The following is a 24,090-nucleotide window of genomic DNA, read 5'->3' as shown; positions in this document are numbered from 1 at the left end:
TTCACTCCGTCCGGGCGGCGAGATCGACTGCGCGCTTCCGTGCCGTCTCGACGACGCGCTCCGTATCGAGCGTCAGTACCTCTCGATCCCGCATCAGAACGCGGCCGTCACAGACAGTGTGGCGAACGTCAGACCCTCGGACCGCGTACGCGAGGTGGCTCACGAGGTCGTGCGCCGGTGCGAGGTGCGGCGCGTCGAGGTCCACGACGGCGAGGTCGGCGGCCGCGCCGGCCTCGATCCGACCGCCCGGGAGCGAAAGCGCGTCCGCGCCGCCGCTGGTCGCCATCCGGACCGCCGCCGCTGCCGGAACCGCCGCGGCGTCGTCGGCACCGAGTTTCCCGAGCATCGCGGCGTCGCGGAGTTCGTCGAAGAGATCCAGGTCGTTGTTCGAGGCGGCCCCGTCGGTGCCGAGTGCGACCGTCACGCCCGCGTCGTGGAGTCGCTGTACCGGGGCGATCCCGGAGGCGAGTTTCATATTCGACGCGGGGCAGTGGACGACCGTGGTGTCGCGCGCCGCGAGGAGGTCGATCTCGCGCTCATCAAGGTGAACGCCGTGTGCGAGGAACGTCGACTCCGCGAGGAGGCCGACGTCGTCGGCGTACTCCACTGGTCGCTCGCCTCGCTCGTCGACGATCGGGTCGACTTCGTCTCGCGTTTCGTTGGCGTGTGTGTGTATCGGCACGCCGGCGTCGCGCGCGCCGTCGACGGCCTCCCGGAGGAGCGACTCCCTGACGGTGGTGAGCGAGTGCGGCATCACGGCCGTCCGCACCCGGCCGTCGGCCGCGCCGTCGTACTCCAGAGCGACCTCGATGCTCTCTCGAACGTCGGCGCGGGCCGCCGCTTCGTCCTTACCGACAGTGACGACGCCGTGACCGACTCGCGCGCGCAAGCCCGCAGCCTCGATGGCCTCGACGACCTCGGGGACGTGGAAGTACATATCGCCGAACGCCGTCGTTCCCGAGCGGATCATCTCGACGATGCCCAACTCGGCACCGGCCCGGACGTCTGCCGCGGTGAGTTCGGCCTCGGCCGGCCAGATGTCCTCTTGGAGCCACGCGTCGAGCGGTTTGTCGTCGGCGTAGCCCCGCAGCAGCGTCATCGCGACGTGCGTATGCGCGTTGACGAGTCCGGGGATCACCAGGCCACCCGACGCGTCGAGCCTGGCGTCGGGGTCGGCGCCTGTCGCAACGTCCTTGCCGACCGCGAGAATGGTTCCTGCATCGCGGTCGAGCAGCACGTCCGCGTCGACGACGTCGACCCTTGGGGTGAGGACCCGACCGTCGGCGACGAGAAGCGTGTTCGTAGCCATACGCGCCGTACTGACGGCGGGGGTATGAGAGTGTTGTCTGTCCACGAGCGTTGGCACGTCACCGCCGCACGTCAGAACGCCGTTCACAGCGTTTCTCGCAGAACTTAAACCGGGCCGTGACGAACGCCCGCGTATGAGCGACGACGAGAATGGGGGGCGACGTGACCTCCGGATGCCCGACGACGACGAGGTATTCGCCGTCGTCACCAATATGCTCGGAGCGAACCGCGTGAAGGTCCGGTGTGCCGACGGCGTCGAACGGACCGCGCGTATCCCCGGCCGGATGCAAAAGCGGATCTGGATCCGCGAGGACGACGTCGTCCTCGTGGAACCGTGGGATTGGCAGGATGAAAAGGCCGACGTCGTCTGGCGGTACGAAAAATCAGAGGCCGATCAACTCCGCGAGGAAGGACACATCCAGTGAACCGAGTTCGCGGGCGCACCGTTCGCCGACCGAGGCTGCGTCGATGACTGATTCTGACCCCGAGGAGTTCGGGTTTCTCGAACCCGAAGAAGCGGCAGGCCCCGGCGACGAGTGGGAAGAGATCGACGTCACCGACACCGAAGCCGACCGGATCGCCCGGCAGCGAGACCGAGAGTTCAGCCAGTTTCGCGAGCGGTTGAAAGACGCCGACCAGTTCAAAGTCGAGCAGTCGGTCTTCGACGACGCCACGTTCGCGGCGATCTACAAACTCGTCCAGGACGGCCACGTCGACGCCTTCGGCGGGCCGATATCGACCGGCAAGGAGGCGAACGTCTACGAGGCGCTCGGGAACGAAGACGGGCACGACCGGGACGTCGCCATCAAAATCTACCGGATCAACGCCTCGAACTTCCGGCAGATGCGGGAGTACCTCGAAGGCGACCCGCGATTCGAGGGTCTCGGTAGCGACAAGAAACAGGTCGTGCTGGCGTGGACGCAAAAGGAGTACGCGAATCTTATGCGGGCCCGACAGGCGGGGGTACGAGTGCCGGAACCCATCGCCGTCGAGCGGAACGTTCTGGTGATGGAACTCGTCGGCCTCGTCGAAGAACGGGCACGCCGCCTGGTTGAAGTCGACGTCGAAAACCCTCAGACGGCCTACGAGGTCGTCCGCGAGTATATGCGCCGACTCTACGCGGCGGGCTTAGTCCACGGCGACCTCTCGGAGTACAATATGATCATCCACAACGGCGAACTCGTCGTGATCGACCTCGGCCAGGCGGTGACGGTCCACCACCCCAACGCCGAGGAGTTCCTCCGGCGGGACTGCCGGAACGTGGCTGGATTCTTCGGCCGGCAGGGCCTCGAACGGGACTGGCGGGACCTCCACGAGTTCGTCACCGAGGTCGAACCCGACCCCGGCGGCACGCCAGACGGGCCGGACGGGCCGGACCCGACGGGCGACTCGGACACGTAGGCCCGTACTGCTCGTGATCCCGCGAGGGAACGCTTAAACCGCTTCGCCGGGTAGCGGAGCGTATGAAACACGTGAAGGTACCGCAGGATCGGATCGGCGTTCTCATCGGCGAGGGCGGCGAGACGATGCGGGAGATCGAACGTCGCGCGGAGGTGCGACTCGATATCGACTCCGAGAGCGGATCGGTTGCGATCGACGACGTCGGCGACCCCGTGTCGGGGATGCTCGCCCCGGACGTGGTGCGGGCGATCGGTCGGGGCTTCACGCCCGAATCCGCGCTCTCTCTGCTGGACGACGAGCTCCGGACGTTCGAACTCGTCGACCTCGAATCGCACACCAGAAACAAGAACGATCTCCAGCGACAGAAGGGTCGACTCATCGGCGAAGACGGCCGAACCCGAGAGTTGATGGAAGAACTCACCGGCGCGGAGGTCGTCATCAAGGGAACGACGCTCGGTGTAATCGGCCAGCCCGAGGAGGTCGATGCGGTCCGTCGCGCGGTGGGGATGATCCTCGATGGGGCCCCACACGGTGCGGTCTACTCGTTCCTCGAACGGAAGCACAACGAACTCACCCGCGGCTTCGACGTTCGGCAATCGGGCTGACTTCTCCGGGCGCGGATTCAGGCCGAGCCGTATCGCTCTGTCAGATGCGTCCGAACCCGCTCGGCGAATTCGGTTCCGATCCGCCAGACGCCGTTCCACTCGTCGTTATCGTCGGTGACCGCCACGAGCGCCGCGCCCTCGACGTCGGCCTCGGGTGGGGGCGTGAAGACCACGAACCACCCGTTTTTGATCTCCGGAGCGTTCTCGCTGTGGGCGGTCAGTGCCTGTGGCCGTACTCGATCCGGATCGCCGGTCCCGTACACGTGGATGTCGAGGTCAGTGTCGGTCAGGCGCTCGTACGCGCGCTCGGTGCCCCGCTCGTCGACGATCCGCGAGAGCCGCTGGAACCCGGTGTGGAGTTCACCACGCCCGTGCTGGAGCGCCAGTGACTCGATGTACCGGGAAATTTCGATGAGCAGGAGTTTGCCTTTCGTCCCCGCGGGATAGCCGCGCACGTGGAACGGCGTCCCCTCGAGGTTCTGAATGACTTCGGGCGTCCGGACCTCTTCGAGCGGGCGAGCGCCGGTGACATAGATGTCGGAGTTGACCGCCAGAACCGAGTTCCGAACGTCGGTGAACGACGACTCTGCGACGATGCTTCCGTCACGTCGGAGTTGAACGACGTCGGCGTCGGAGAGAACTCGAGTCGCTTCCGAGACGGAGATTGGCTGCTCAGTGAACAGCGAGTCGAGCATCTCCTCCACCATCGGGGGCTGATCGCTGTTCACAATTGATAGAGAAACCTGTTGCTCTCCGGCGGTAAACTCCTCAACGAACTCCCGGAGTGCCATCATCAGGTCTATGCACACTTTACGCATTAGCGCTTTGCACCGATACCGAACCCCATATAACATATAAATGGCCTCGATGTGAGAGAAGTTGACACACATTTTGTGGCCGTGAGCGGGTATCTGGCCACCCATAGCGATACTTTTATATAGAATCACAAACAATCCTTCGGTGTATATGAGTCAGCGAATGCAGCAGGGCCAGCCTATGATCATTCTGGGCGAGGACTCCCAGCGTACACAGGGCAAAGACGCGCAGTCGATGAACATCTCGGCCGGCAAAGCCGTCGCCGAATCCGTTCGGACCACGCTCGGTCCGAAAGGAATGGACAAGATGCTCGTCGACTCCGGCGGGTCTGTCGTCGTCACGAACGACGGCGTAACCATTCTTAAAGAGATGGACATCGACCACCCGGCAGCGAATATGATCGTCGAAGTCGCCGAGACCCAGGAAGACGAGGTCGGCGACGGAACGACGACCGCTGTCGTCGTAGCCGGTGAACTCCTCGATCAGGCCGAGGAACTCATCGAGCAGGACGTCCACGCCACCACCATCGCACAGGGCTACCGCCAGGCTGCAGAGAAAGCCAAGGAAATCCTCGACGAGAACGCCATCGAGGTCTCCGAAGAGGACCACGACACGCTAGTCAAGATCGCCGAGACGGCGATGACCGGCAAGGGCGCCGAGTCCTCGAAGGACCTCCTCGCCGAACTCGTCGTCGACGCCGTGCTCGCGGTCGCCGACGAGGACAGCATCGACACCGACAACGTCTCCGTCGAGACGGTCGTCGGCGGCTCGATCGACAACTCCGAACTCGTCGAGGGCGTCATCGTGGACAAAGAGCGCGTCCACGAGAATATGCCCTTCGGCGTCGAGGACGCCAACGTCGCGCTGTTCGACGGCGCGCTGGAAGTCCGCGAAACCGAGATCGACGCCGAAGTCAACGTCACCGATCCCGACCAGCTTCAGCAGTTCCTCGACCAGGAAGAAGAGCAGCTCAAAGAGATGGTCGACCAGCTCGTCGACGTCGGCACCGACGTCGTCTTCGTCGGTGACGGCATCGACGATATGGCCCAGCACTACCTCGCGAAGGAGGGCATTCTGGCGGTTCGCCGCGCGAAGTCCTCCGACCTGAACCGGCTCGCCCGCGCGACCGGCGGCAACGTCGTCGGCTCGCTCGACGACATCGAGGCCGACGACCTCGGCTTCGCCGGCTCCGTCGCCCAGAAGGACATCGGCGGCGACGAGCGCATCTTCGTCGAGGACGTCGAGGACGCGAAGTCCGTCACGCTCATCCTCCGCGGCGGCACCGAGCACGTCGTCGACGAACTCGAGCGCGCCATCGAGGACTCGCTCGGCGTCGTCAAGACGACGCTCGAAGACGGTCAGGTCCTGCCCGGCGGCGGCGCCAGCGAGACCGAACTGTCGATGGAACTCGGCGAGTTCGCCAGCTCCGTCGGCGGCCGCGAACAGCTCGCAATCGAAGCGTTCACCGAGGCGCTCGACGTCATCCCGCGCACCCTCGCGGAGAACGCCGGTCTCGACCCCATCGAGTCGCTCGTCAACCTCCGCAAGGAGCACTCCGACGGCGACTTCGGTGCCGGTCTCGACGCCTACACCGGTGACATCGTCAATATGGAAGACGACGGTGTCGTCGAACCCCTCCGCGTGAAGACGCAGGCCATCGAGTCCGCCACCGAGGCGGCCGTGATGATCCTCCGCATCGACGACGTCATCGCTGCTGGCGACCTCAAGGGCGGCAGCAGCGACGACGGCGGCGACGAGGGCGGTGCGCCTGGAGCCGGCGGCCCCGGCGGCGGTATGGGCGGTATGGGCGGTATGGGCGGTATGGGCGGCGCAATGTAAGCGCGGCTTCAGACGCCACACCAACTCCCCACCGACCGCAGCGCAGCACCGCTCACCGAACGTTCCGATCCGATTTTTTCGACGCGAAACCGGACAGCGCCGGCGCTGTCGCTCAGTGGCGTCGATCGCGAAGTCGGCAACACGCGACGGCAGGTCCAGAGCGGAGACAGTCAGTCAGTGGCGCGCGACCCTGGGGGTCGTCGGCGACCACGGCTCACTCGGTTCGATCGATGTCAATCTGCTCGCGGATGGCGGCCAGTTCCTCGGAGTCCGCGAGCGCCTCGACCTGCGTCCGGAAGTGCCGCTCACACAGCCCGACCTTGATCCCGTCCTTCTCCGCTGCGTACGCGGCGTCCCGGTCGCAGTAGTGGCACTTCATACTCGATGCTAGGTGCTCGATGGGATTTAACTCTGTGCTCCCAGCTATCGGTGCCGAGAACATCGTCACTGATCCGGCAGTCTCTCGGCGACCCCCGCGAAATCCGATTCCGGCGGTCCGTCGACCCCGAGTGTGCGATTGTGCGCGTCCGATCCGCCCGTGCGGAGGAGCCCAGCTTCGGCCGCAACCTCGTTGACGAGCGCCGTCTCCTCGCGCTCTGCACTCGCCCCACTGTACGGATAATACCGCTCGACTGCATCGAGATCACGGGCGTGGTCGAGGGCCCGCTCGGGCTCGGGGTATCTGAACGGATGCGCCAGGCCGACGAGCGCGCACGAGTCGCGGAGTACTTCGACGCCCTCGTCGAACGTCGGGACGTATCGCTGGACGTAGCACGGGCCGTCGTCGCCGATCAGGTGTTCGAACGCCCCGTTGTAGTCGTAGGGAGCCTCGCTCTCGTCTATGGCGCGGGCGACGGTCGGTCGACCGAACCCCTCACGCAGTTCTACGTCGAGTTCGATGTCGAGTCGGTCTTCCACCTGGCGGACCATCGCCGCGCCGCGGCGCTTCCGGTCCGCCTGGATTCGCTCGGTGACCGACTGGAGTTCGTCGGCCGCCTCGACGCCGTAGCCGAGCAGGTCCAGCCGTTGCTCGTCGCTCTCGACGCGGAGTTCGATTCCCCGAATCACGCTCACGCCGTCGTGGGTCGTCACGGGCGCGTCGAGTTCGGGGTGGATCCGGTCGTGATCGGTGACGGCGACGACGTCGACGCCGCCGGCCCGTGCCGCTGCCGGCAGTTCGGGAACCGTCAGGACGCCATCCGAGGCGGTCGTGTGCACGTGGAGATCCGCCGCCGGCGCGGGGCCGTTCGGGGCGTCGTCTCGGTCAGCGCTCACGACTGTGAGTCGCCGCTAGACCGTATTATTCCTTGTGTGGCGGTAAAGTACATATTAGTGAAATAAAATGCAGTATAAGGATGCACTACGTCTTAATCTTCCTCAAATACCATAACAGAAAACCATTAAGAATCTCCAGACAATGGCACTGACTGTGATGCGACTGAACCGCACTGGCGAACTCATTGACGCACACGAGTTCCCAGCTACAACTGAGGAACTCATAGAGGCGTACGGCGATCAGGTTATCGAACTCCCCAACGGGTCCGCACGCCTCGGAGACGTACTCGCTCGTGCGGGGTCTGAGACGTACACCGACTCGAAAGACGCCCGGTCCGCGCTCCACTGCGGTCTCGGTCACGAGGCCATCGGTCGACGGTACTATAGCGACCGCGACGCCTACGCGACCGGCGAGGAAGGACCTCAGCAGGTCTCTTTCTGAGACTGCGCTGAGACCACAACCCGATTTTTTGACGTAGATCAGAACGGTAGGTCGAGCGGCACCGACCCCTTCGTGTAGCCCTCGGTCCGCCCGGACGGTCTGAGTCGGAAGACCGCGGCCGGGCGGTGGTGCACCTCGGGCTGTTCGGCGATAATCGACTGCCACTCGTCGTCGGGGAACGATGAGCAGTCCACGAAGAGGACGACGCCGCCACCGTGCTCCTCCAACTGACCGTCGGACTTCGTCTCGGCGGTGTCCCGGACGGCGGCGATCGGCGTCCCTGCGCGGCGATCGACTGTCGGCGTGGGCCGCGTGACCTCGACCAGTACGCCGTCGCCGTTCGCTCCCGCACGGTAGTCGATGGCGTGCCCGGTCGAGACGTCGATCTCGGGTTCGATCTCGTAGCCCGCTTCGACGAGCAGGTGGCCGACGTTGAACTCGCCCATCGCCGCGGTCATCCGGGTAAGATCGAGGTACTCCGACGTGCCGAGTTTTCCGGCCATCACCTCCCGCCAGTCGTCGAGTGCCCGGGTCCGCAGGAACGATTCGTAGAACTCAAGCGCCTCGTCGCGGGTCGTGTCGGGAAAGCCCGCCGCGTGTTCGTCGAAGAAGTCGCGGGTCGTCTCGCGGCCGTCCTTCGAGAGGAACACGGGCAGAAAGAACCACGAGAGGTGCGGGTACGGTTCGAGCCACGGGCTCTCCTCGTGGAGTTGCGCGGTGAGTTCTCTGGTCGCCCACCGCGAGACCGCATCAGGGACGTATTCGAAACTGTACTTGTCGGTCCGCCAGAGCGCCTCGGGCGTTTCGGTGTTGCCGAGCCAGTAAGCCTCGTCGTCGTTCCACAGGAACAGCGCAACATCGCCGTTGTCCATCTCGAAGCGTTCGCCGGTGTACCCTTCCGGCGACCGGAACCACGGATCGAGACGAGTCGCACCCAGATTCCGGTCGAGGTCCCGGTAGATCTGGCCGACCACCCGGTTTTCGGTCCAGCGACCGGGCGCGTATCTGAAACGTAGGGGACGTGCCACGCCGATGCTAGCGGACGGATCGGTTTATACTGTCGCCTCCGCGACCGAATCACCGCCCTGCGAGGGGCTATTCGGCGATACTTATATGTGGGTTACACTCTCACGGTAACGTGTACTATGTCGATGGGCGCATACGACGATGACGAACACGAGCGTCGCGAGCGGAAAAACGGTGCCGTCGATACGGATTTCGACGACGATCGAACGGTCTATCGGGGTTCCGTAGAGTACGACATCGGCGAGTCGACGGAGGCGCTCCTCGACCAGTTCCAGGAAGTCAAGGACTGACGGCGACCGACGCGGCTCTCAGCGAATCCGGAGTGTGGCCATCGCCGCCAGCGAGACGACGGTGACCGCGACGACGTGGCCGCCAACGGCGACGAGAAGCACCGGCCGGTCGAGGAGAAACGGCACCATCACGAGTTGCATCAGACCGAATCCGACGTTCAATGCGTCGAGTCGGCGGAGGCGACTCGCCGTCTCTGGGTTGAACGAATAGCGCCAGGACCTCCAGAACGCTACAACCGCCCCCCACCACGACGTGCCGATCCGATAGCAGAGATCCCAGAGGATCAACAGCGTCAGAAACACCGCAGGCACCGGTGGATTGGGCCCGAAAAGCCCCGTCAGGAGCGTCTGGTTGGAGACCCGTGGATCGAAAATAAACAGATGCGTCACCAGCGCGACGAACGCGAGGATGCCCAGAACGACCTCGATGCTTGAACCGAAGAGCAGTCGCCGGTAGGGTTCCGGGAGGTCGAGTTCGCGGGTCCGGCGACCGAACTGTCGCATCACGCCGCTGCCGACCGCGGCGACGAGGACGGCAACTGTACCGGGAAGGACGGCGTCCCAGAGGCCGTACACCAGCGCGAGGACAACGATGCCGGTCTGAAAGATGGCCAGTTGAATCGCAATCGCCTGGAGATTCGAGAGATGGAGGCCGGGAATCGCGCCGACGATGCTCTCATACACCCACGTCTCGCCGTACGGTTCGGATCCTTTGATGTTCGAGCGGGCCATCAGCGACCGCCCGCCCGGGCCGTCGATGATTCACCCGAGCGCGGCGATCCGCCGTCACCGGCGAGCGCCATATCGACGGCCTCGTCGAACGGAGTCAGCTCGACGTGGATAATCGATTCGATGCGGTCGTCGCGGACGACGACAGGGTTCCGGAGTCCGTCGATCAATGGACGTGCGACGGACGTCGGCACGTCGGTGACGAAGCCGACCCACAGCGATGAGAGCCGCGTCGAGAGCACCGGTACGGGCACGACGCTCGGGCGTCGGCCGCGTTTAGCCCCCACCTGAAGCAGGATCTCCCGGTACGTCAGTACGTCAGGGCCGCCGATCTCGTAGGTCTCGCCCGCCGTCTCGGGAACCGAGAGGACGCCGACGAGATACTCGATGGCGTCGTCGACGAAGATGGGCTGACACTTGGTGTCGACCCAGCGGGGCGTCACCATCACCGGCAGCCGCGAGGACAGTTGCCGGATCATCTCGAAACTGGCCGATCCCGATCCAATCAGGATGGCCGCCCGGAGCGTCGTGAGGTCGTAGGCCCCCGCTTCCAGGATCGACTCGACCTCGCGGCGCGAGCGGAGGTGCTCTGAGAGTCTGTCGCGCTCCTCGCCGAGACCACCGAGGTAGACGACGCGTTCGACGCCGTGCTCGGCGGCCGCCTCCGAGAAGTTCTCCGCGGCCCGCCGATCCCGCTCCTCGAAGTCGGCTCCCGAACGCATCGAGTGAACCAGATAGTACGCTGCTTCGACGTTCAGTGCGGCGTCGAAACTACCCGGCTCTAACAGATCGCCCTCGACGACGCGAACGTCGTCGGGCGCGTCGTAACCGCTGGCGTCGCGGACGAGCGTCGTCACGTCGTGGCCGGCATTGAGGAGCGCGGGGACAAGACGGCTGCCGACAAAGCCCGTCGCACCCGTTACGAGAACGTCCATAGCGGCCGAAAGGTCCCGAGGCTGTTAACGGTTCTCGCCGGGGAGCACCGGACCCGAGCGCGGTTCGGAGCGCCGCCTCGACGTCTCCGGGCGCTCGGGCGTCGAACGACGACGTGTCGGGTCGGACGCGGAACGCGGGGCTCCGACCCCGAGACGCGGCGGACAGCCGCGACGGTTGTGGTAACTCCGGCGACGTCCCGTTCGCGGGGTTCACCGGCGAGGGACCACGGCGATCGCCGTCAGTCCAGATCGTCGGGTTCGACCACGTCGGGGCCCACGGAGACGGCTGCAACGCGGTCGGCGATCGCATCGTGGAACGCGAGGCCGCCGAAGACGAGGACGGCGAGGATCGCGGAAACGACGAATTCGGGTATCATATATATGGCTATACACCACTATGTAAAGAACGCATCGCCGGCAGTCGGACCCGAGGCGGGCACCGTCGGTTCGGTATGTAGAGTATATATCGCCCTATATTACAACACAAAGGTATGTTCGAGTAGTTCCGATTATGCCCGATATCCAGCCAAACATACGCCTCATAGCAGTCTTCTTTTCATACCGCCCGAGAGTTGGGCGTGATGTCGCAGGAAACCGCAGAAAGGGGGAAGTCGTCCTCCTTCACGACCGACGTCGATCTGACGAACCTCGTGGTGATCGCGGGGCTCACAGCCGTACTGTTCGCAGGGGCACTGGCAATCGGTGAGGGCCTCGGAGAGATTCCGCCGGACATCGACTGGAAGGCGTTCTTCGTCGTGTACACGGTCATCGTGTTCGTGCCGTGGGGCACGCCGACCATCACCGCGGCCGTCGGCGCGACGATGGCGGAGGGCATCCTCGACTTCTTCGAGGGCCTCGAACCGGACGAGCCGTTCGGCTGGGCGGGCTACATCGTCGGGTTCACCATCGCCGGCTACTTTATGAAGGACCCGAGCGACACGGTCAAGCTCGCCATCGGCGCGGTGCTCGGCGGGTTCATCCAGTTCGCCATCGAGGGGCTGAGCCTGGTCCTCATCTCCGGTGACGCCCTCTCGGTGTACCTGACGTCACTCGCCGGCAACACCCTCACGCACGGGGTCATCCTCGGCGCGATTCCCCTGATTCCGGTCGTCAGCGCGCTCCAGGGCCGGATGGAACGGGTGCTCGCGCCGGCGGCACAGCAGTCCGAGTAACCGCGGTCCCCCCGTCTTTCATTCATACACCGTATGCCCACGAACCAGACAGACAGTGCGAGGGACGATGATCCGAGCTGAGGCGTTCACGTTCGCGTATCCGACCCGCGACGAGCCGGCGCTGACAGATCTCTCCTTCGAGATCGACGATGGCGAGGTCCTGGGCGTCGTCGGGCCGGTCGAGGGAGGCAAGACGACGCTCGCGATGGCGCTCGCGAGTTTTGCGCCGCAAAACACCGGCGGGAGCACCGAGGGATCCCTCACCGTCGCCGGCCGGGATCCCCGCGAGGCGACGGACAACACGGTCGCGATGGTGTTCGAAGACTACTCCGCACAGCTCACGCAGGTCCACGTCATCGACGAGGTGATCGCGCCGCTGGTGAACCGCGGGGTCTCCCGGTCGGCGGCGATCGAGCGCGCGCGCGGCCTGCTCGACGACGTCCGGCTGGGCGACGTCGAGGAGACGAAGTTCACGTGGGAACTCTCGGGCGGCCAACAACAGCGGCTCGCCATCGCCGCCGCCCTCGCGACAGATCCCGAGGTGATGATCTTCGACACGGCCACGGACATGCTCGACCCCGAGGGCCGGGACGACGTCGCGAACCTCATCGCGTCGCTCAAGGGCGACAAGACCCTGGTCGTGACGGAGAACGATCCCGACGCGCTCGTGGGGATCGCCGATCAGCTGCTCGTCCTCGAGGGGGGCGAGCAGATCGCGTTCGGTCCCGCCGACGACCTCCTCCGGGACATCGACCTCCTCGAAGGGATCGGAGTGGCCCCGCCCGTGTGTACTCGCATCGCTCGTGAGATCGGCCTCTCCGGGTCGCCTCTCACCCCGGGAGAGTTCCTCACCGCCCTCGAGACGCACGACTCCGATCTGCCCCAGAGCGATAGTGGTTCGGAGAGCGCTTCCGCCGAATCGGCGGGCTTCGGGGAGCCCCTCATCGGGACGGACGGGATGGAGCACGACGGCGCGGTCGAGGGAGAGACCGCCTCCGAACTCGGGGAGCCGCTGCTCCGCGCGGACGACGTGTGGTATCAGTACTCCTCGGAGTCGGTTGCCGTAGAGGACGTCGCGTTCTCCGTTCGCGAGGGCGAGGTACACGCGGTTATCGGGGGCAACGGCGCCGGAAAGACCACGTTCACCAAGCTGCTCGTGGGGCTGTTCGAGCCCGACGAGGGCCGTATGCACGTCAACGGCGAATCCACCGACGGCCGGACTGCACGCGAGATCGCGGAATCGGTCGGGATCGCGCTCCAGAACCCGGACGAGCAGCTGTCCGAACAGACCGTCGAGCAGGAGATCCGCTTCCCGCTCGAGAAGCGTCGGTACGAACGGAGGGGCCTGCTGGGCCTCTCGAAGCGTGAGCGCTACGATGAGGCCTTCATCGAGGAGCGAGTCTCGGAGGTGTGCGACATCGTCGGCATCTCCGAGGACATCCTCCGGGAGGATCCGATGTTCCTGCCTCGTGGCGTGCGCCGACAGGTGACGATGGCGACCGCGCTCGCCCCGGACCCGGACGTGTTAGTGCTCGACGAACCCGTCGCGGGCGTCGATGCGACCGCCCGCAGGCACGTGACGCGGGCGATCGAGCGACTGCGCAGTCAGGGGAAGGGGATCGTCGTCATCGACCACGACATGGACTTCGTCTGCGAGATCGCCGACACGGTCACCGTCCTCAACGAGGGAAGCGTGGCGGTACAGGGGCCGACCCACGAGGTGTTCGCCGCCGACAACTGGGAGTGGTTGGCGAGTCACTACATGCGCCCGCCCAGGGCGGCCCAGCTCGCCCGGCGGGTCGGCGTCGACGCGCTCACCGCCGACGAATTCATCGCGGCGTTCGGCCCGAAGCTGGAGGTGTCGCAATGAAGCGGCGGGTCCCGGTCATTTACAACGACGTCGACACGTGGTTCCACCGCCGCGATCCGCGGGCGAAGCTCGCCGTGTTCGTGTTGATGCTGCTGTACCTGTACGCCGCACCGACCTGGGAGTGGATGCTGGCGATGGTGGTCGTCGGCCTCGGGTTGGCGGTCGCTGCGAGAGTCCCGCCGCTCTGGATCGGTGCCCTCCTGGCCCTCCAGATCCCGAACGTCCTCGGGATACTCGCGTTCCCGGCCATACAGCGGATGGTGACGGGCGGGAGCGCGTTCGGCGGCAACTTCGATTTCGGACTGAAGCTCGCGCTCTCCTGGCAGGCCGCGCTGTTGATCAGCGCGAGCCTGTTCACGACGATGGAGTTGACCGAGATCACCGACGGGCTCCGCGGGCTGGGCGTGCCGGAGCTCGTCTGCTTCACGCTCGAGTACGTCCTGCTGCTGTTCTACATCACGATCAGCGACCTGTTCCGCATCATAGACGGCATGAAGGTGAAGGGCCTCCCGATCGAGACGAAGAACCCGATCAAGTTCGCGCTGAACGCCCCGAGTCTGGCGGTACCGATGTTCATGTCGGTGCTCCAGCGCTCCAATACGATGATGTCAGTGCTGACGATGCGGGGGTACTCGTTCTCGAACAGGGACCGCGAGCTCCGTCACGAACTGCAGTTCGACGCCGGCGACGCCCTCCTGTTCGGAGCCGGAGTGGTCGTCCTCGGCGGGACCCTCGCCGCCAATTTCGGACTCATCACCGTTCCCGTCCTGCCCTCGCCCACTCCCTGAGTATGACCGACAACACTGAATCCGTCACGACTTCGACCGACGAAGATTCGGTTGGAATGATCGATCCGAGCACGGCAGAGGGCCGGAGCCAGTTGCTCCTGTTCGGGGGCCTGGCGTGTCTCGCCGTCGGACACCTGATCGAGCTGTCGGTACTCGCGTGGAGCGGCGCCGGGATCGTCACCGTCGCGTTCGTCCTCAACACCGCCGGGAAGATCGTCCACTACCGAGACCTTCCGATCCCGTCGCGAGACCAACTGATACTGTCGGCGACGTGGTCGCTGCTCGCGGTGATCGTCGTCGGACTGCTGGTGAACTTCGCGCACACGCGGTTCGGCTCCGGTGACGGCGCGTACTTCTGGTCGATGGCCGTTGCCGGTGTCGGCTTCGGGTTGTTGCATATGGCAGCACAGTCGAAGTACCTCCCCGAGAGCGAGGTAAAAGCGAAATAGCACCGACGAGACGCTATGGAAACACGGAAGATTCAGAAAGTCAGCGGCGGGACGTTCACCGTCTCGCTGCCCCGGGAGTGGGCACAGGCAGAGGGCATCAGCCAGGGAGACGTCGTCGACCTTCATACGCATCTCGATGGGGTGCTCGTCGTGCAGACGCGAGACCGGGAGGTGGACCCGACCGGAGAGGTCACGGTCGAACTCCGCGGTGCCGATCCCGACAGCGTCCGACAGTCCCTGTGGGCGGCCTACACCGCGGGCTACACCGACATAACGCTCACGGCGCGGGACGCATTCGATAGCTCGCAGCGAACCGCCGCCAACGAGGCGGTTGGCGTCCTGTCGGGAGCGACCGTTACCAGCGCGACCGACGGGGAGATATCGATCCGGGTGCTCCTCGATTCCGAGGAGATTTCGGTACCGCAGTTGGTACGACAGCTCTCGTTCCTCACCACGTCGATGCACGAGGAGGCGATGGCTGCTGTGGCCGACGACACGACGACCCACGACCTCGCCGATCGCGACGATCAAGCGGACCGGCTGTTCGCGCTGACCGAGCGCTCGTTCGTACTGGCACTCTCCCGACTCAGCGAAGTGGACTCGCTCGGATCGACGCGCCCGGAGCTGTTCGACCTCTGGTCTACGGCTCGAAACCTAGAGCGCGTCGCCGACCACGCAGAGCGCATCGGTCGGATCGCTCGCGAGGCCGATCAGATTCCGGCGAGCGATCGCGTCTCCGAGCTCCGGCGGCTCGCAGAGCGATCGCGGAACATCGTCGGAGACGCAGTGAGTGGAATCGTCGACGACGTGGGGACCGAGCGGGTACGCGGGGCGCTCCAGCGCCGGGCGCGAGTCCGCGAAGAGATAGCGGAGTTAGACCGGCGCCTGTTCAGGGACGCGACGGGCGAGTATCGGCTCGCGCGGATCCTCTACAGCATCCAGCGGACCGCCGAACACGGTGGTAACATCGCGGAGCTGGGGTTACAGCGGGCCATTCGGCGCGGAGACGGGATCTCGCTGGACTGGGGCGGAGACACGGTGGGGCGCCTCGACCGGCCGGATGCGAACCCATCCGCCGAAGACTAGTTCCCGACCCGATCTGCTCGCTCACGGGCCGTGAGCGTCCGCGTCGGTGACGCCTCCGTCGGGAGCGGTCAGCAGCGTCTGGGCTCCGTGCTCGCATTCCGCCCGCGAGCCCGGCGTTCAGGACTCGTCGAGCGCGTCCCAGCCGGGCGTCTCCGGCGCGCCGCGGGCGACCTCGACGTCGTCGCCCGACGGCGGATCGGACGCGCGCGCTCCGACCTCGCTCGCGGCGTCGGCCCACGCCTCGATCGCGCGGCCGACCCACGAGTCGGCGTCGAGGACGTCGGCGGTGGCGGCCGCGGCGCGGTCCTCGTCGACCGCGAGCGAGCCCGGTCGGGAGCCCGCGGCGACGCCGACGAACGCGGCCCGGTCGGTGGCGGTGAGGCCGTCGTTCGAGAGCCGGGCGACGATGCCGGAGAGTTCTTCGGGCTGGGGGTATGCGAACACCTTCGCACCGATCGCCTGTGGACCGAGCAGCGGCCCGTTGTCTCCCTCAGGTTCGTCGTTGAGGAGGCGGTCGCCGCCGAACTCGCGTTCGACGCGCTCGCACTCCGTTTCGACGTCGAGATCGAGGTTTCGGCTGGGGTAGGTCGCGCACTCGTCGGGGTACAGATCCCCGCCGTGAATCCGACACTGGAGCGTCTCGGGGTCGAGAAAGGCACAGGTGTCGAGCCAGCGTTCCTCGGTCCCGAAGGGGGCCACCGGCTTGGGGGTCTTCCGGAGTCCGACGAAGAACGCCGGTCGGCCGTCGATCGCCGCGAGGCGGACGCCGTCGACGACGACCCCCAACGTGTCCTCGTCGACGCGCCAGAGTCGCGGCCTGAGGACGTCACCGAGGCCCCGCTCGACGAACTGGGCGACTTCATCGCGGGTCAGCGGGACGAAGTTGTAGACGTCGTCGAGCGGTTCGCCGGGGCCGCGATGCTCGTGGTCCAGCGGCGCTTCGGCGATCGATCGCCAATCGAGGCAACAACCCGCACAGCCCTCGCAGTTCAGTTCCATCGGCGCTCACCCCTCCGGAGTGTGTGTCGGGCCCGATGCGTCGGCACCGAGAAGCACACTCACGACCGAATCCGTCCCCTCGCGCATCACGATCACGTCCGCCTCGGCGGAGCGTTCGACGACATCCCGGATCGGCGTCGCCGCCACCGACGTCTCTGCGACGGGCCGCTCGCCTTCACCCTCCGGGGTCGAGACGGCCTCCCTCCTCGGTGTCTCCCTGTGTCGGTTCTCGCCGCTGGTGACCGCATCTTCGGCGGGAGTTGTCATCGTACGTGAAAAATCAACGCCCGGGGAAATAGAATGTGGGGGTAACCCGTCAGACGACGTTGGCGCCGGAGTACGTTTGTCCCTCCGGGCCCTCGTTCCAGTATGACGAGCGAACCGTGCGAGGCTTGCGGCCGGTCCGTCCGGATCGCCGGCGGCATCGGCGACTTCTGGTCGTTCGAGACCGACACCACCGGCGGGATGACGCTCGAACTCGCCGACGGCGGGGAGTACTTTCTCTGTTTCGACTGCATCGATCGCTTGCCGGAGGATCGAGACGTGACGACCGAGGACGTCGAGTCGCTGTGAAACGGCGGTGGGGGTCGCCGCCGAGTCGGCAGCGGCCCACCGGTCAGTCGGGTGGCGCTTCGGCACCGATGACGCCGGCGAGGTTGTCGAGTTCGCCGGCCAGCAGCACCGCGAGGTCGTCACGAGGTCCGTACTCACTAGCCGCTCGGCCGTCATCTCGTCGGGACCGAGTCCGTCCGCGGCGACCCGGACCGCGACGTCGCGGTCAGTCACAATCCCGACCGGCTCTTCGCCCTCGACCACGACGACGCTCCCGACGCCGTTCTCGCCCATCATCGACGCGATGTCGGTAGCCGACGCGTCCGGGGAAGCTATCACGACTTCGTCGCGCATTACCTCAGAGACGGTCATCTCTGGCATCTCCACTAGCGAGGTGAACGCAGCGATGGACAAACGGCGTACGTGCTTCTCGACAGACGAACACTACCTGCCGGGCACCGGTCAGAACCGCTCGCGTCTGAAGATTTTTATCCGAGTACGGCACAGGATCGGTGTGGACCCCGATCGGATCCCCGACTCGTTTCCGGCCCCGAGTTTTCGCGGCGCACAGGAACAAGCGCTCGCGGACATCCGCGACGCCTTCTCGGCCGGAAACGACGTCGTCCTTGTGCGCGCGCCGACCGGGAGCGGCAAGTCACTCCTCGCGCGCTCTGTGGCCGGCGCGGCCGCGACCACCGACGAGGTCACGCCCGCCCAGGCGACTGGCGCCTACTACACGACGCCGCAGGTCTCCCAACTCGACGACGTCGCCGAGGACCCGCTGCTCGACGACCTCAACGTCATCAGAGGGAAGTCGAACTACACCTGCATCCTGAACGGTGAGACCGACACGCCGGTCGACCGCGCGCCGTGCGCTCGGCAGTCTGGGTTCGACTGCTCGGTCCGCCACCGGTGTCCGTACTTCTCCGACCGTGCGATCGCGTCGAACCGACGGATCGCCGCGATGACGCTGGCGTACTTTATGCAGACCGCGGGCTCCGACGTGTTCCGCAAGCGGGACGTGGTGGTGATCGACGAGGCACACGGGCTCGCGGCGTGGGCTGAGATGTACGCGACGGTCGATCTGAACCCCCAGACGGTGCCTGTCTGGGACGACGTGGGCGTCCCGGATGTCGCCGCCAACGGCGACCCGCTGGAGCGAACGGTCCGCTTCGCTGAGACGCTCACAGGGGTCTGTGAGCGTGCGACGGACGAACTCTTCGGGCAGGCAGAACTGACGCCAGCGGAGGCTGCCCGCCGCGACCGCCTCCAGGAACTCCGCTCGGAATTACAGTGGTTCGTCGAGGACTACCGGAACCCCGAGAGCCCGACCACCTGGGTCGTCGACCAGCCGGACGGCGAGGGCGGCGCACTCACGATCAAGCCGCTGGATCCGGCCAGATACCTCCATCACACGGTCTGGGACCGCGGTAACAAGTTCGCGCTGCTGTCGGCGACGATCCTCGACAAGGCCGCGTTCTGCCGCGGCGTGGGTCTGGACCCCACGAACGTCGCCCTGGTCGACGTTGGGCACACCTTCCCGGTCGAGAACCGCCCGCTGTACGACGTGACCCAGGGGAAGATGACCTACGACGAACGTGACGAGACGCTGCCGAAGGTCGCCCGCGCGCTCGTCCGGATTATGGCGAAGCACCCCGAGCAAAAAGGGCTGATCCACTGTCACTCCTACGCGATCCAGTCCGAACTCCGGACGCGACTCGCCCGGTTCGGCCTCGGCGGTCGCGTCCGTACTCACGACCGCGAGGACCGCGACGCCACGCTCGAATCCTGGAAGACCACCGACGATCCCGACGTCTTCCTCTCGGTGAAGATGGAGGAGGCGCTCGACCTCTCGGGCGATCTCTGTCGGTGGCAGGTCGTCTGCAAGGCCCCGTATCTCAACACCAACGACTCGCGCGTCGCCCGCCGACTGGAGAAGGGCCAGTGGTCGTGGTACCGGCGCGCCGCCCTCCGGACGGTGATTCAGGCGTGCGGGCGGGTGGTCCGCGCGCCCGACGACTACGGCGCGACGTACCTCGCCGACTCGTCGCTGCTCGACCTGTTCGAGCGGACGCGCGACGCGATGCCGCCGTGGTTCTGCGACCAGGTCGATCGACTCTCCACGCCGGACCTCCCCGGGTTCGACCAGAGCGCGGCCAGTGGCCGGACGAACGCGGGACGTTCTGGAGGGAGGGAGCGCCGTTCCGACGGCCGGGACTCGAACGGGAGGGGCGGCGACGCGGGATCGACGGCCACCCGGTCGACGTCACGATCCGGCGGTTCCACTCGGTCGTCCGGAGGGCGATCCACCGGCTGCGACGACGGCGACGACAGCGACTCGGACCACCCGCTGTCGGACGTTTGGGGCGACAAATAGTGGGGGCGTAGCTGCAACAGTTAATTACGTCCCGACGGTGGCAGACGTATGCGGCAGCGCCCCCGTGATGCACTCGAGTCGCTGCTCGTCGGCATCGGCGTCGCCGCCGGGCTCGCTCGCCTCACCGGTCGCTTTAGCGTCGCGTTTACGACCGGACTGTGCTGGACCGTCGGCGTGACCCTCTTCGTTCGACACCGGTATCCGACGTACATCACCGGTGAGGAGTGGGTCGACAAGCGCTGGACGGGACTCGCCGTCGGCGTGCTCACCTTCGCGGCTCTCCTCGGTGTCGCGCCGATGCTGCCGGTCACGGACGAACTCCGCTTCGCGCTCGGCCTCCTCGTGCTCGGTGTCGGCTTCACCGCGTGCACGGCGGGGACGCTCGCCGTCTTCGAACGGACAGAACTCGATCCGTCGGCGACCGATCCGATCCCGGACGCGGGGGACAACTGACTGTTACTCGCTGGATCCGAGACGCTCGATCGGTCTCAGAACAGTAGTACTGCCCCGTAGGCGACCGACGATCCGATCATCAGAACGACGAGGATAATAGCGAGAATCTGCTGACGATCCATACTCAGGGTAGCAACCCCACTGATTCAATTCTTTCGCTGGCCGGCGACGGAGCGACAGATGCGGACTGTGGAAGTACACGGGAATCGCAAGAATTGCGAAACGAATACATAATGAACATTAATACATATTTATAGGAAGGTATTGGATTAGAATAAAATACTAATATATTATTTTCTGTCGAATATCTCTACGTATATGATACACTTTCTCACAGAATATTTAACACCTCTAACCGCATTTTAGTAGTCGAACCGCAATGTATACTCACGGGCTGAAGACGGCGATGACCCTGTACCAGAACGGCACACTGACCCTCTCACAGGCCGCGGCCCACGCGGGTCGCTCGCCGGACGCGTTCGTAACGGCGCTCGAGCGCCACGGGATCACGGTTCGTGAGAATCAATTTCGGTCGGAAACCGCCGACCGACCGACGCACGCCGACTGAACGCCCGGTCGGTCCCTTTCGTCGCTACGTCGACCCGTCAGTCTCGACTGCGTCGCCGGGGAGAACGTGCAGACCTGCCCGACTCTTAAGCACGGGCACCATTTCGGCCCCGCTGTCGACGTACGACGGCCGCGCAATCGTCTTCGACTCGTAGGTCTCGGGGTCGAGAACCTGAACCGCGTACTCGTCTTCGATTGCGACGACAGTCGTCTTCTCGGCGTCTTCGACCGTCCCGAGACGCCGGGCGTCGGGCGTCTCGCCGTCTTCGAACGACGCCTCGTAGGGTTCACCCGTCGTGAGTAAGACGCCTTTCAGGTTCCCGCGAACGCTTCTGACCAGCACGGGGTCCTCGTCGGCTGGTTCGATCACGTCGCCGGGCGTGAACTTCGGGAGACGGACGGCGTAGGTGACCCGATAGACCTCGTTACCGTCGCTGTCCTCGGTCACGAGCGTCGGGTACTCTTCGACGCCGCCGCCGAGTTCGCGGATAATCCGCTTTGCGATCCCGGCCCCCATCTGATTCGTCGATATCTTGATGTCTGTTCCGTCGTCTTTCTCCTCGATTTCGGAGATGAAGGCGTTGCGGTCGCCGGTCGCTTCCCGCTCGGCGATGTACGCCTCGGCGATCTCCACCGCGCGCGATTCCTCCTCGCCCGACGGGGTTCGATCCTCGGCGCGGACCTGGACGATGCTGGCGTAGTAGCCGCCGGCGATCCGCCCGCAGCGGTCGCAGGTCTGCCGGGAGATCAAGACCGGCACCGTCACCTGCTCCTCGCGGTAGGTGTTGCGGACGACCCCGGCGAAAGTGCAGTGCATCCGGATGGTGTTCTCGTCGACCTGTTCGGGTTCGACGCCCCAGCGGACGTCCTCCGCCTTCAGGTGGACCCCCAGTGCCTCCGTTACCTGCTCGACTGCGACGTCGGTGTAGTCGCGCGCGCCGACGTCCACCCAGCGGTTGCCCTGGTGGACCGCCCCACACTGCGAGCAGACGCGGACCTCGATCCGCTCGGGGGCGTCGACGAGGTCGAAATCCTCGAAGTAACAGTCGTCACAGAGGACGGCGTCGCGCTCGCGGGGTTCGCCGGGGAGCGGTTCCTCGCGCGCCGGCACCGGATCCCCACACCGCGGGCAGAAATCTCCCGAACTCATCGATCTCAGTAGACGACCGAGGCGGTTAAGCGCGACGAAGCGACGGCACGCACCCCCCCACTGGCGACCCGTCTGCAACATCGTTTATACTCGCGAGACCATAGGGCCAGTATGGAATGGAAAGCAGACTGGGGACTCAGGAGCCGAATGGTCCTGACGATGTTCCTCCTTTTCGCTCTCTACATCGCGTTCGTGGGAGCGCTGTGGTGGACGAACTCGTTCGTCTTCCTCCCGCTGATGGGCGTGTTTGTTCTCGCACAGTTCCTCTTCAGCGACAAGCTTGCGCTGTACAGTATGGGCGCATCGGAGGTCACAGAGGAGGAGTATCCGGAACTTCACGCGACGATCTCGCGGCTCAGCCAGCAGGCCGACCTGCCGAAGCCGACGGTAGCCGTCGCCGACTCGCGGGTTCCGAATGCCTTCGCCGCCGGTCGTTCGCAGACGAACGCAACCGTCTGCGTGACGACGGGACTTCTCCAGACGCTCGATCGCGACGAGCTTGAAGGAGTCATCGCGCACGAACTCGCGCACGTGAAGAACCGCGACGTTATGGTGATGACGATCGCGTCGTTCCTTTCGACGGTCGCGTTTATGATCGTCCGGATGGGCTTCTGGTTCGGCGGCGGCCGCGAGCGCCAGGGCGGCGGCGGCATCATCGTCGCTATCGTCGCCTCGCTACTCGTCTGGATCATCTCGTTCTTCCTGATCCGAGCGCTCTCGCGGTACCGCGAGTTCGCCGCCGACCGCGGCGGTGCGCTCATTACCGGCAAGCCCTCGGCGCTGGCGTCGGCGCTGCTCTCGATTGACGGCCGGATGGATCGCGTACCCGACGACGACCTCCGCGAGCAGTCGGAGATGAACGCGTTCTTCATCGTCCCGCTGAAGAGCGACTTCATCGGGAAGCTGTTCAGCACCCACCCTGCCACCGAAACGCGCGTCGAGCGCCTCCGCGAACTCGAACGTGAGATGGAGACTCGCTGATGGGACTCCTCGATACGATCCGGGCCGTCATCGGCACGAGCGCCGAAGCCGACGCGACGCGTGATGCCGACCCCGAGGACCTCTTCGGGATGAGCACCGCCTACGTTACGATGGAGGCCGACCTCGGCCTCAACCCGATCGGCGCGGCGGCGCTCTGCTTCTCCGGCGTCGACAGCACGGACTTCGAGGAAACCGTCGGGGAAGTCGAAGCCATCCTCCGTGCCGGCGAAGAGGAGACGGGGACCGAGTTCGACGTCCGTGAGGACAGCCACGGTTGGGAGTGGGTCGTCCTCCGCGACAACGACCCCGAGGATCTCGTGACGTCGATCCACTTCGCGGCCGACGAGTTCGTCGAGCGGGGCTACGGCTCCCGACTGCTCGCGGCCGTGTTCGGCTTCGAGCGGCCGAGCGACGGCGACCGCGCGTACTGGATCTACTCGTTCCGTCGCGGGGCGTACTATCCCTTCGCGCCCGAGCGGGGCAAGGATCGAAACCAACAACTCGAGTTCAAACTCGAATCCGTTCTCGACGGCGAACTAACGCTCGAAGACGACGAGTCCTACTGGTACCCGATGTGGCCCGACCGCAGCGGCGGCCACCCTTGGGAGTGAGTGCTGCGGTCGCGCGTGCGTCCTCTCTTGGGATGAACGCTGCAGTCGCTCACCTGTCTACCCGTAGCGCGCTCGTCGAACGCTGAAATGGCCCCTTGACCGTTCGCGGTCTATATACCGGTGGACGAGGAACACCGTAACGATGCCCTCCAACACACAGCGGGCAACCAGACGTCGGCTCGTCGCGTCTGTGGCGGCCGCGCTGGGCCTGACTGCGCTTGCCGGGTGTGGTAGCGGTACCTCCAGTTCCGGTGTTTCTCGGTCCTCTCGCGAGGGGCCCGGAGTTACTCCACCCGAAGACGCACTAGTTAATCCACCACACGTCAGGCTCCGCGGATCCGCGACGGAGCCGAACGTCGTGAGCGAGAC

The 24,090-nt window shown here is 65.4% G+C and carries 28 protein-coding genes and 1 pseudogene; 17 read left to right on the top strand and 12 right to left on the bottom strand.

All coding sequences use genetic code 11. The annotated features are described in order from the left end of the window. Position 1: 1 nt before the first annotated feature. Positions 2-1,309, bottom strand: coding sequence for an amidohydrolase (locus tag ABEI27_RS02800; RefSeq protein WP_375797885.1), 1,308 nt, complete (start codon positions 1,307-1,309; stop codon positions 2-4). 133 nt (positions 1,310-1,442) lie between these two features. On the opposite strand from ABEI27_RS02800, the gene eif1A reads away from it, so the two are divergent. From eif1A to ABEI27_RS02785, 3 genes are all read left to right on the top strand, one after another. Continuing rightward, positions 1,443-1,733, top strand: a complete 291-nt coding sequence (eif1A, locus tag ABEI27_RS02795; protein WP_089765603.1) for a translation initiation factor eIF-1A — start codon at positions 1,443-1,445, stop codon at positions 1,731-1,733. 43 nt (positions 1,734-1,776) lie between these two features. Further along, complete coding sequence (gene rio1 / locus ABEI27_RS02790; protein ID WP_375797884.1) at positions 1,777-2,709, top strand: serine/threonine-protein kinase Rio1; 933 nt, start codon at positions 1,777-1,779, stop codon at positions 2,707-2,709. A 62-nt stretch (positions 2,710-2,771) separates the two neighbouring features. Next, on the top strand, positions 2,772-3,314 hold the full coding sequence (locus ABEI27_RS02785) for a pre-rRNA-processing protein PNO1 (RefSeq protein WP_375797883.1): 543 nt from the start codon (positions 2,772-2,774) through the stop codon (positions 3,312-3,314). A gap of 17 nt (positions 3,315-3,331) precedes the next feature. Here ABEI27_RS02785 and ABEI27_RS02780 read toward each other — a convergent pair whose 3' ends face one another. Further along, entirely contained in the window at positions 3,332-4,105 is a 774-nt protein-coding gene (locus tag ABEI27_RS02780; protein ID WP_375797882.1) for a DICT sensory domain-containing protein, read from the bottom strand. Positions 4,106-4,310: 205 nt separating this feature from the next. Here ABEI27_RS02780 and thsA point away from each other — a divergent pair, with 205 nt between their 5' ends. After that, complete coding sequence (thsA, locus tag ABEI27_RS02775; protein WP_375797939.1) at positions 4,311-5,969, top strand: thermosome subunit alpha; 1,659 nt, start codon at positions 4,311-4,313, stop codon at positions 5,967-5,969. A 214-nt stretch (positions 5,970-6,183) separates the two neighbouring features. On the opposite strand, the gene ABEI27_RS02770 is transcribed toward thsA, so the two are convergent. Together ABEI27_RS02770 and ABEI27_RS02765 are read right to left on the bottom strand one after the other, a co-directional pair. After that, positions 6,184-6,348, bottom strand: coding sequence for a DUF6757 family protein (locus tag ABEI27_RS02770; protein ID WP_175454563.1), 165 nt, complete (start codon positions 6,346-6,348; stop codon positions 6,184-6,186). 65 nt (positions 6,349-6,413) lie between these two features. After that, positions 6,414-7,244 carry a PHP domain-containing protein gene (locus tag ABEI27_RS02765; RefSeq protein ID WP_375797881.1) on the bottom strand — a complete coding sequence of 277 codons (831 nt, stop codon included), beginning with the start codon at positions 7,242-7,244 and terminating at the stop codon, positions 6,414-6,416. Between the two features lie 157 nt (positions 7,245-7,401). Here ABEI27_RS02765 and ABEI27_RS02760 point away from each other — a divergent pair, with 157 nt between their 5' ends. Then, complete coding sequence (locus ABEI27_RS02760) at positions 7,402-7,686, top strand: DUF2795 domain-containing protein (RefSeq protein ID WP_375797880.1); 285 nt, start codon at positions 7,402-7,404, stop codon at positions 7,684-7,686. 38 nt (positions 7,687-7,724) lie between these two features. Here ABEI27_RS02760 and ABEI27_RS02755 read toward each other — a convergent pair whose 3' ends face one another. Beyond that, on the bottom strand, positions 7,725-8,714 hold the full coding sequence (locus ABEI27_RS02755) for a DUF5784 family protein (protein WP_375797879.1): 990 nt from the start codon (positions 8,712-8,714) through the stop codon (positions 7,725-7,727). Positions 8,715-8,831: 117 nt separating this feature from the next. On the opposite strand from ABEI27_RS02755, the gene ABEI27_RS02750 reads away from it, so the two are divergent. Next, positions 8,832-9,002: a DUF5786 family protein gene (locus ABEI27_RS02750; protein WP_375797878.1), complete on the top strand. Its 171-nt coding sequence runs from the start codon at positions 8,832-8,834 to the stop codon at positions 9,000-9,002. Between the two features lie 18 nt (positions 9,003-9,020). Here ABEI27_RS02750 and ABEI27_RS02745 read toward each other — a convergent pair whose 3' ends face one another. From ABEI27_RS02745 to ABEI27_RS02735, 3 genes are all read right to left on the bottom strand, one after another. Beyond that, positions 9,021-9,719: a hypothetical protein gene (locus ABEI27_RS02745; RefSeq protein ID WP_375797938.1), complete on the bottom strand. Its 699-nt coding sequence runs from the start codon at positions 9,717-9,719 to the stop codon at positions 9,021-9,023. Between the two features lie 14 nt (positions 9,720-9,733). Further along, the gene (locus ABEI27_RS02740; protein ID WP_375797877.1) at positions 9,734-10,666 is read right to left on the bottom strand and encodes an NAD(P)H-binding protein; all 933 of its coding nucleotides are present in this window, start codon (positions 10,664-10,666) and stop codon (positions 9,734-9,736) included. 239 nt (positions 10,667-10,905) lie between these two features. Further along, a complete protein-coding gene (locus ABEI27_RS02735) occupies positions 10,906-11,043 on the bottom strand; it encodes a hypothetical protein (RefSeq protein WP_375797876.1) in 138 nt (45 codons plus the stop codon). Positions 11,044-11,247: 204 nt separating this feature from the next. Between ABEI27_RS02735 and ABEI27_RS02730 the strand changes: the two genes are divergently transcribed. The 5 genes from ABEI27_RS02730 (at position 11,248) to ABEI27_RS02710 (ending at position 16,031) form a co-directional block, all read left to right on the top strand. Next, positions 11,248-11,838: a hypothetical protein gene (locus ABEI27_RS02730; RefSeq protein ID WP_375797875.1), complete on the top strand. Its 591-nt coding sequence runs from the start codon at positions 11,248-11,250 to the stop codon at positions 11,836-11,838. Positions 11,839-11,905: 67 nt separating this feature from the next. After that, a complete protein-coding gene (locus ABEI27_RS02725) occupies positions 11,906-13,708 on the top strand; it encodes an ABC transporter ATP-binding protein (protein WP_375797874.1) in 1,803 nt (600 codons plus the stop codon). Next, positions 13,705-14,496 carry an energy-coupling factor transporter transmembrane component T family protein gene (locus ABEI27_RS02720; protein WP_375797873.1) on the top strand — a complete coding sequence of 264 codons (792 nt, stop codon included), beginning with the start codon at positions 13,705-13,707 and terminating at the stop codon, positions 14,494-14,496. Before ABEI27_RS02725 ends, ABEI27_RS02720 begins: the two co-directional genes overlap by 4 nt. A gap of 2 nt (positions 14,497-14,498) precedes the next feature. Then, the gene (locus tag ABEI27_RS02715; RefSeq protein ID WP_375797872.1) at positions 14,499-14,945 is read left to right on the top strand and encodes a hypothetical protein; all 447 of its coding nucleotides are present in this window, start codon (positions 14,499-14,501) and stop codon (positions 14,943-14,945) included. Between the two features lie 15 nt (positions 14,946-14,960). Beyond that, positions 14,961-16,031, top strand: coding sequence for a PhoU domain-containing protein (locus ABEI27_RS02710; protein ID WP_375797871.1), 1,071 nt, complete (start codon positions 14,961-14,963; stop codon positions 16,029-16,031). 117 nt (positions 16,032-16,148) lie between these two features. Here ABEI27_RS02710 and ABEI27_RS02705 read toward each other — a convergent pair whose 3' ends face one another. Both ABEI27_RS02705 and ABEI27_RS02700 read right to left on the bottom strand, forming a co-directional pair. Further along, positions 16,149-17,030 carry a YkgJ family cysteine cluster protein gene (locus tag ABEI27_RS02705; RefSeq protein WP_375797870.1) on the bottom strand — a complete coding sequence of 294 codons (882 nt, stop codon included), beginning with the start codon at positions 17,028-17,030 and terminating at the stop codon, positions 16,149-16,151. Positions 17,031-17,036: 6 nt separating this feature from the next. Then, complete coding sequence (locus ABEI27_RS02700) at positions 17,037-17,297, bottom strand: hypothetical protein (RefSeq protein ID WP_375797944.1); 261 nt, start codon at positions 17,295-17,297, stop codon at positions 17,037-17,039. 102 nt (positions 17,298-17,399) lie between these two features. On the opposite strand from ABEI27_RS02700, the gene ABEI27_RS02695 reads away from it, so the two are divergent. Then, positions 17,400-17,603 (top strand): hypothetical protein, encoded by a 204-nt coding sequence (locus ABEI27_RS02695; RefSeq protein ID WP_375797937.1) that lies wholly within the window; start codon positions 17,400-17,402, stop codon positions 17,601-17,603. A 252-nt stretch (positions 17,604-17,855) separates the two neighbouring features. Here the strand turns inward: ABEI27_RS02695 and ABEI27_RS02690 are convergent. Then, positions 17,856-17,936: pseudogene (locus tag ABEI27_RS02690) on the bottom strand (hypothetical protein); the annotation flags it as partial. 160 nt (positions 17,937-18,096) lie between these two features. Between ABEI27_RS02690 and ABEI27_RS02685 the strand changes: the two are divergent. The 3 genes from ABEI27_RS02685 (at position 18,097) to ABEI27_RS02675 (ending at position 20,980) form a co-directional block, all read left to right on the top strand. Next, the gene (locus ABEI27_RS02685) at positions 18,097-19,959 is read left to right on the top strand and encodes a helicase C-terminal domain-containing protein (protein WP_375797869.1); all 1,863 of its coding nucleotides are present in this window, start codon (positions 18,097-18,099) and stop codon (positions 19,957-19,959) included. A 48-nt stretch (positions 19,960-20,007) separates the two neighbouring features. After that, positions 20,008-20,412, top strand: coding sequence for a sterol desaturase (locus ABEI27_RS02680; protein WP_375797868.1), 405 nt, complete (start codon positions 20,008-20,010; stop codon positions 20,410-20,412). Positions 20,413-20,791: 379 nt separating this feature from the next. Next, positions 20,792-20,980, top strand: a complete 189-nt coding sequence (locus ABEI27_RS02675) for a UPF0175 family protein (protein ID WP_375797867.1) — start codon at positions 20,792-20,794, stop codon at positions 20,978-20,980. Positions 20,981-21,004: 24 nt separating this feature from the next. Here the strand turns inward: ABEI27_RS02675 and ABEI27_RS02670 are convergent, their stop codons facing one another. Then, entirely contained in the window at positions 21,005-22,129 is a 1,125-nt protein-coding gene (locus ABEI27_RS02670) for a 60S ribosomal export protein NMD3 (protein ID WP_375797866.1), read from the bottom strand. Positions 22,130-22,240: 111 nt separating this feature from the next. On the opposite strand from ABEI27_RS02670, the gene htpX reads away from it, so the two are divergent. Both htpX and ABEI27_RS02660 read left to right on the top strand, forming a co-directional pair. Beyond that, the gene (gene htpX / locus ABEI27_RS02665) at positions 22,241-23,110 is read left to right on the top strand and encodes a zinc metalloprotease HtpX (protein ID WP_375797865.1); all 870 of its coding nucleotides are present in this window, start codon (positions 22,241-22,243) and stop codon (positions 23,108-23,110) included. Continuing rightward, positions 23,110-23,721 (top strand): PspA-associated protein PspAB, encoded by a 612-nt coding sequence (locus tag ABEI27_RS02660; RefSeq protein ID WP_375797864.1) that lies wholly within the window; start codon positions 23,110-23,112, stop codon positions 23,719-23,721. Before htpX ends, ABEI27_RS02660 begins: the two co-directional genes overlap by 1 nt. Positions 23,722-24,090: the final 369 nt, after the last annotated feature.

The sequence above is a fragment of the Halobellus sp. genome, from assembly GCF_042218505.1.
GTDB lineage: Archaea > Halobacteriota > Halobacteria > Halobacteriales > Haloferacaceae > Haloquadratum.
The sequence above is the reverse complement of the archived record's forward strand: the minus strand, read 5'-3'. Positions and strand labels throughout refer to the sequence as shown.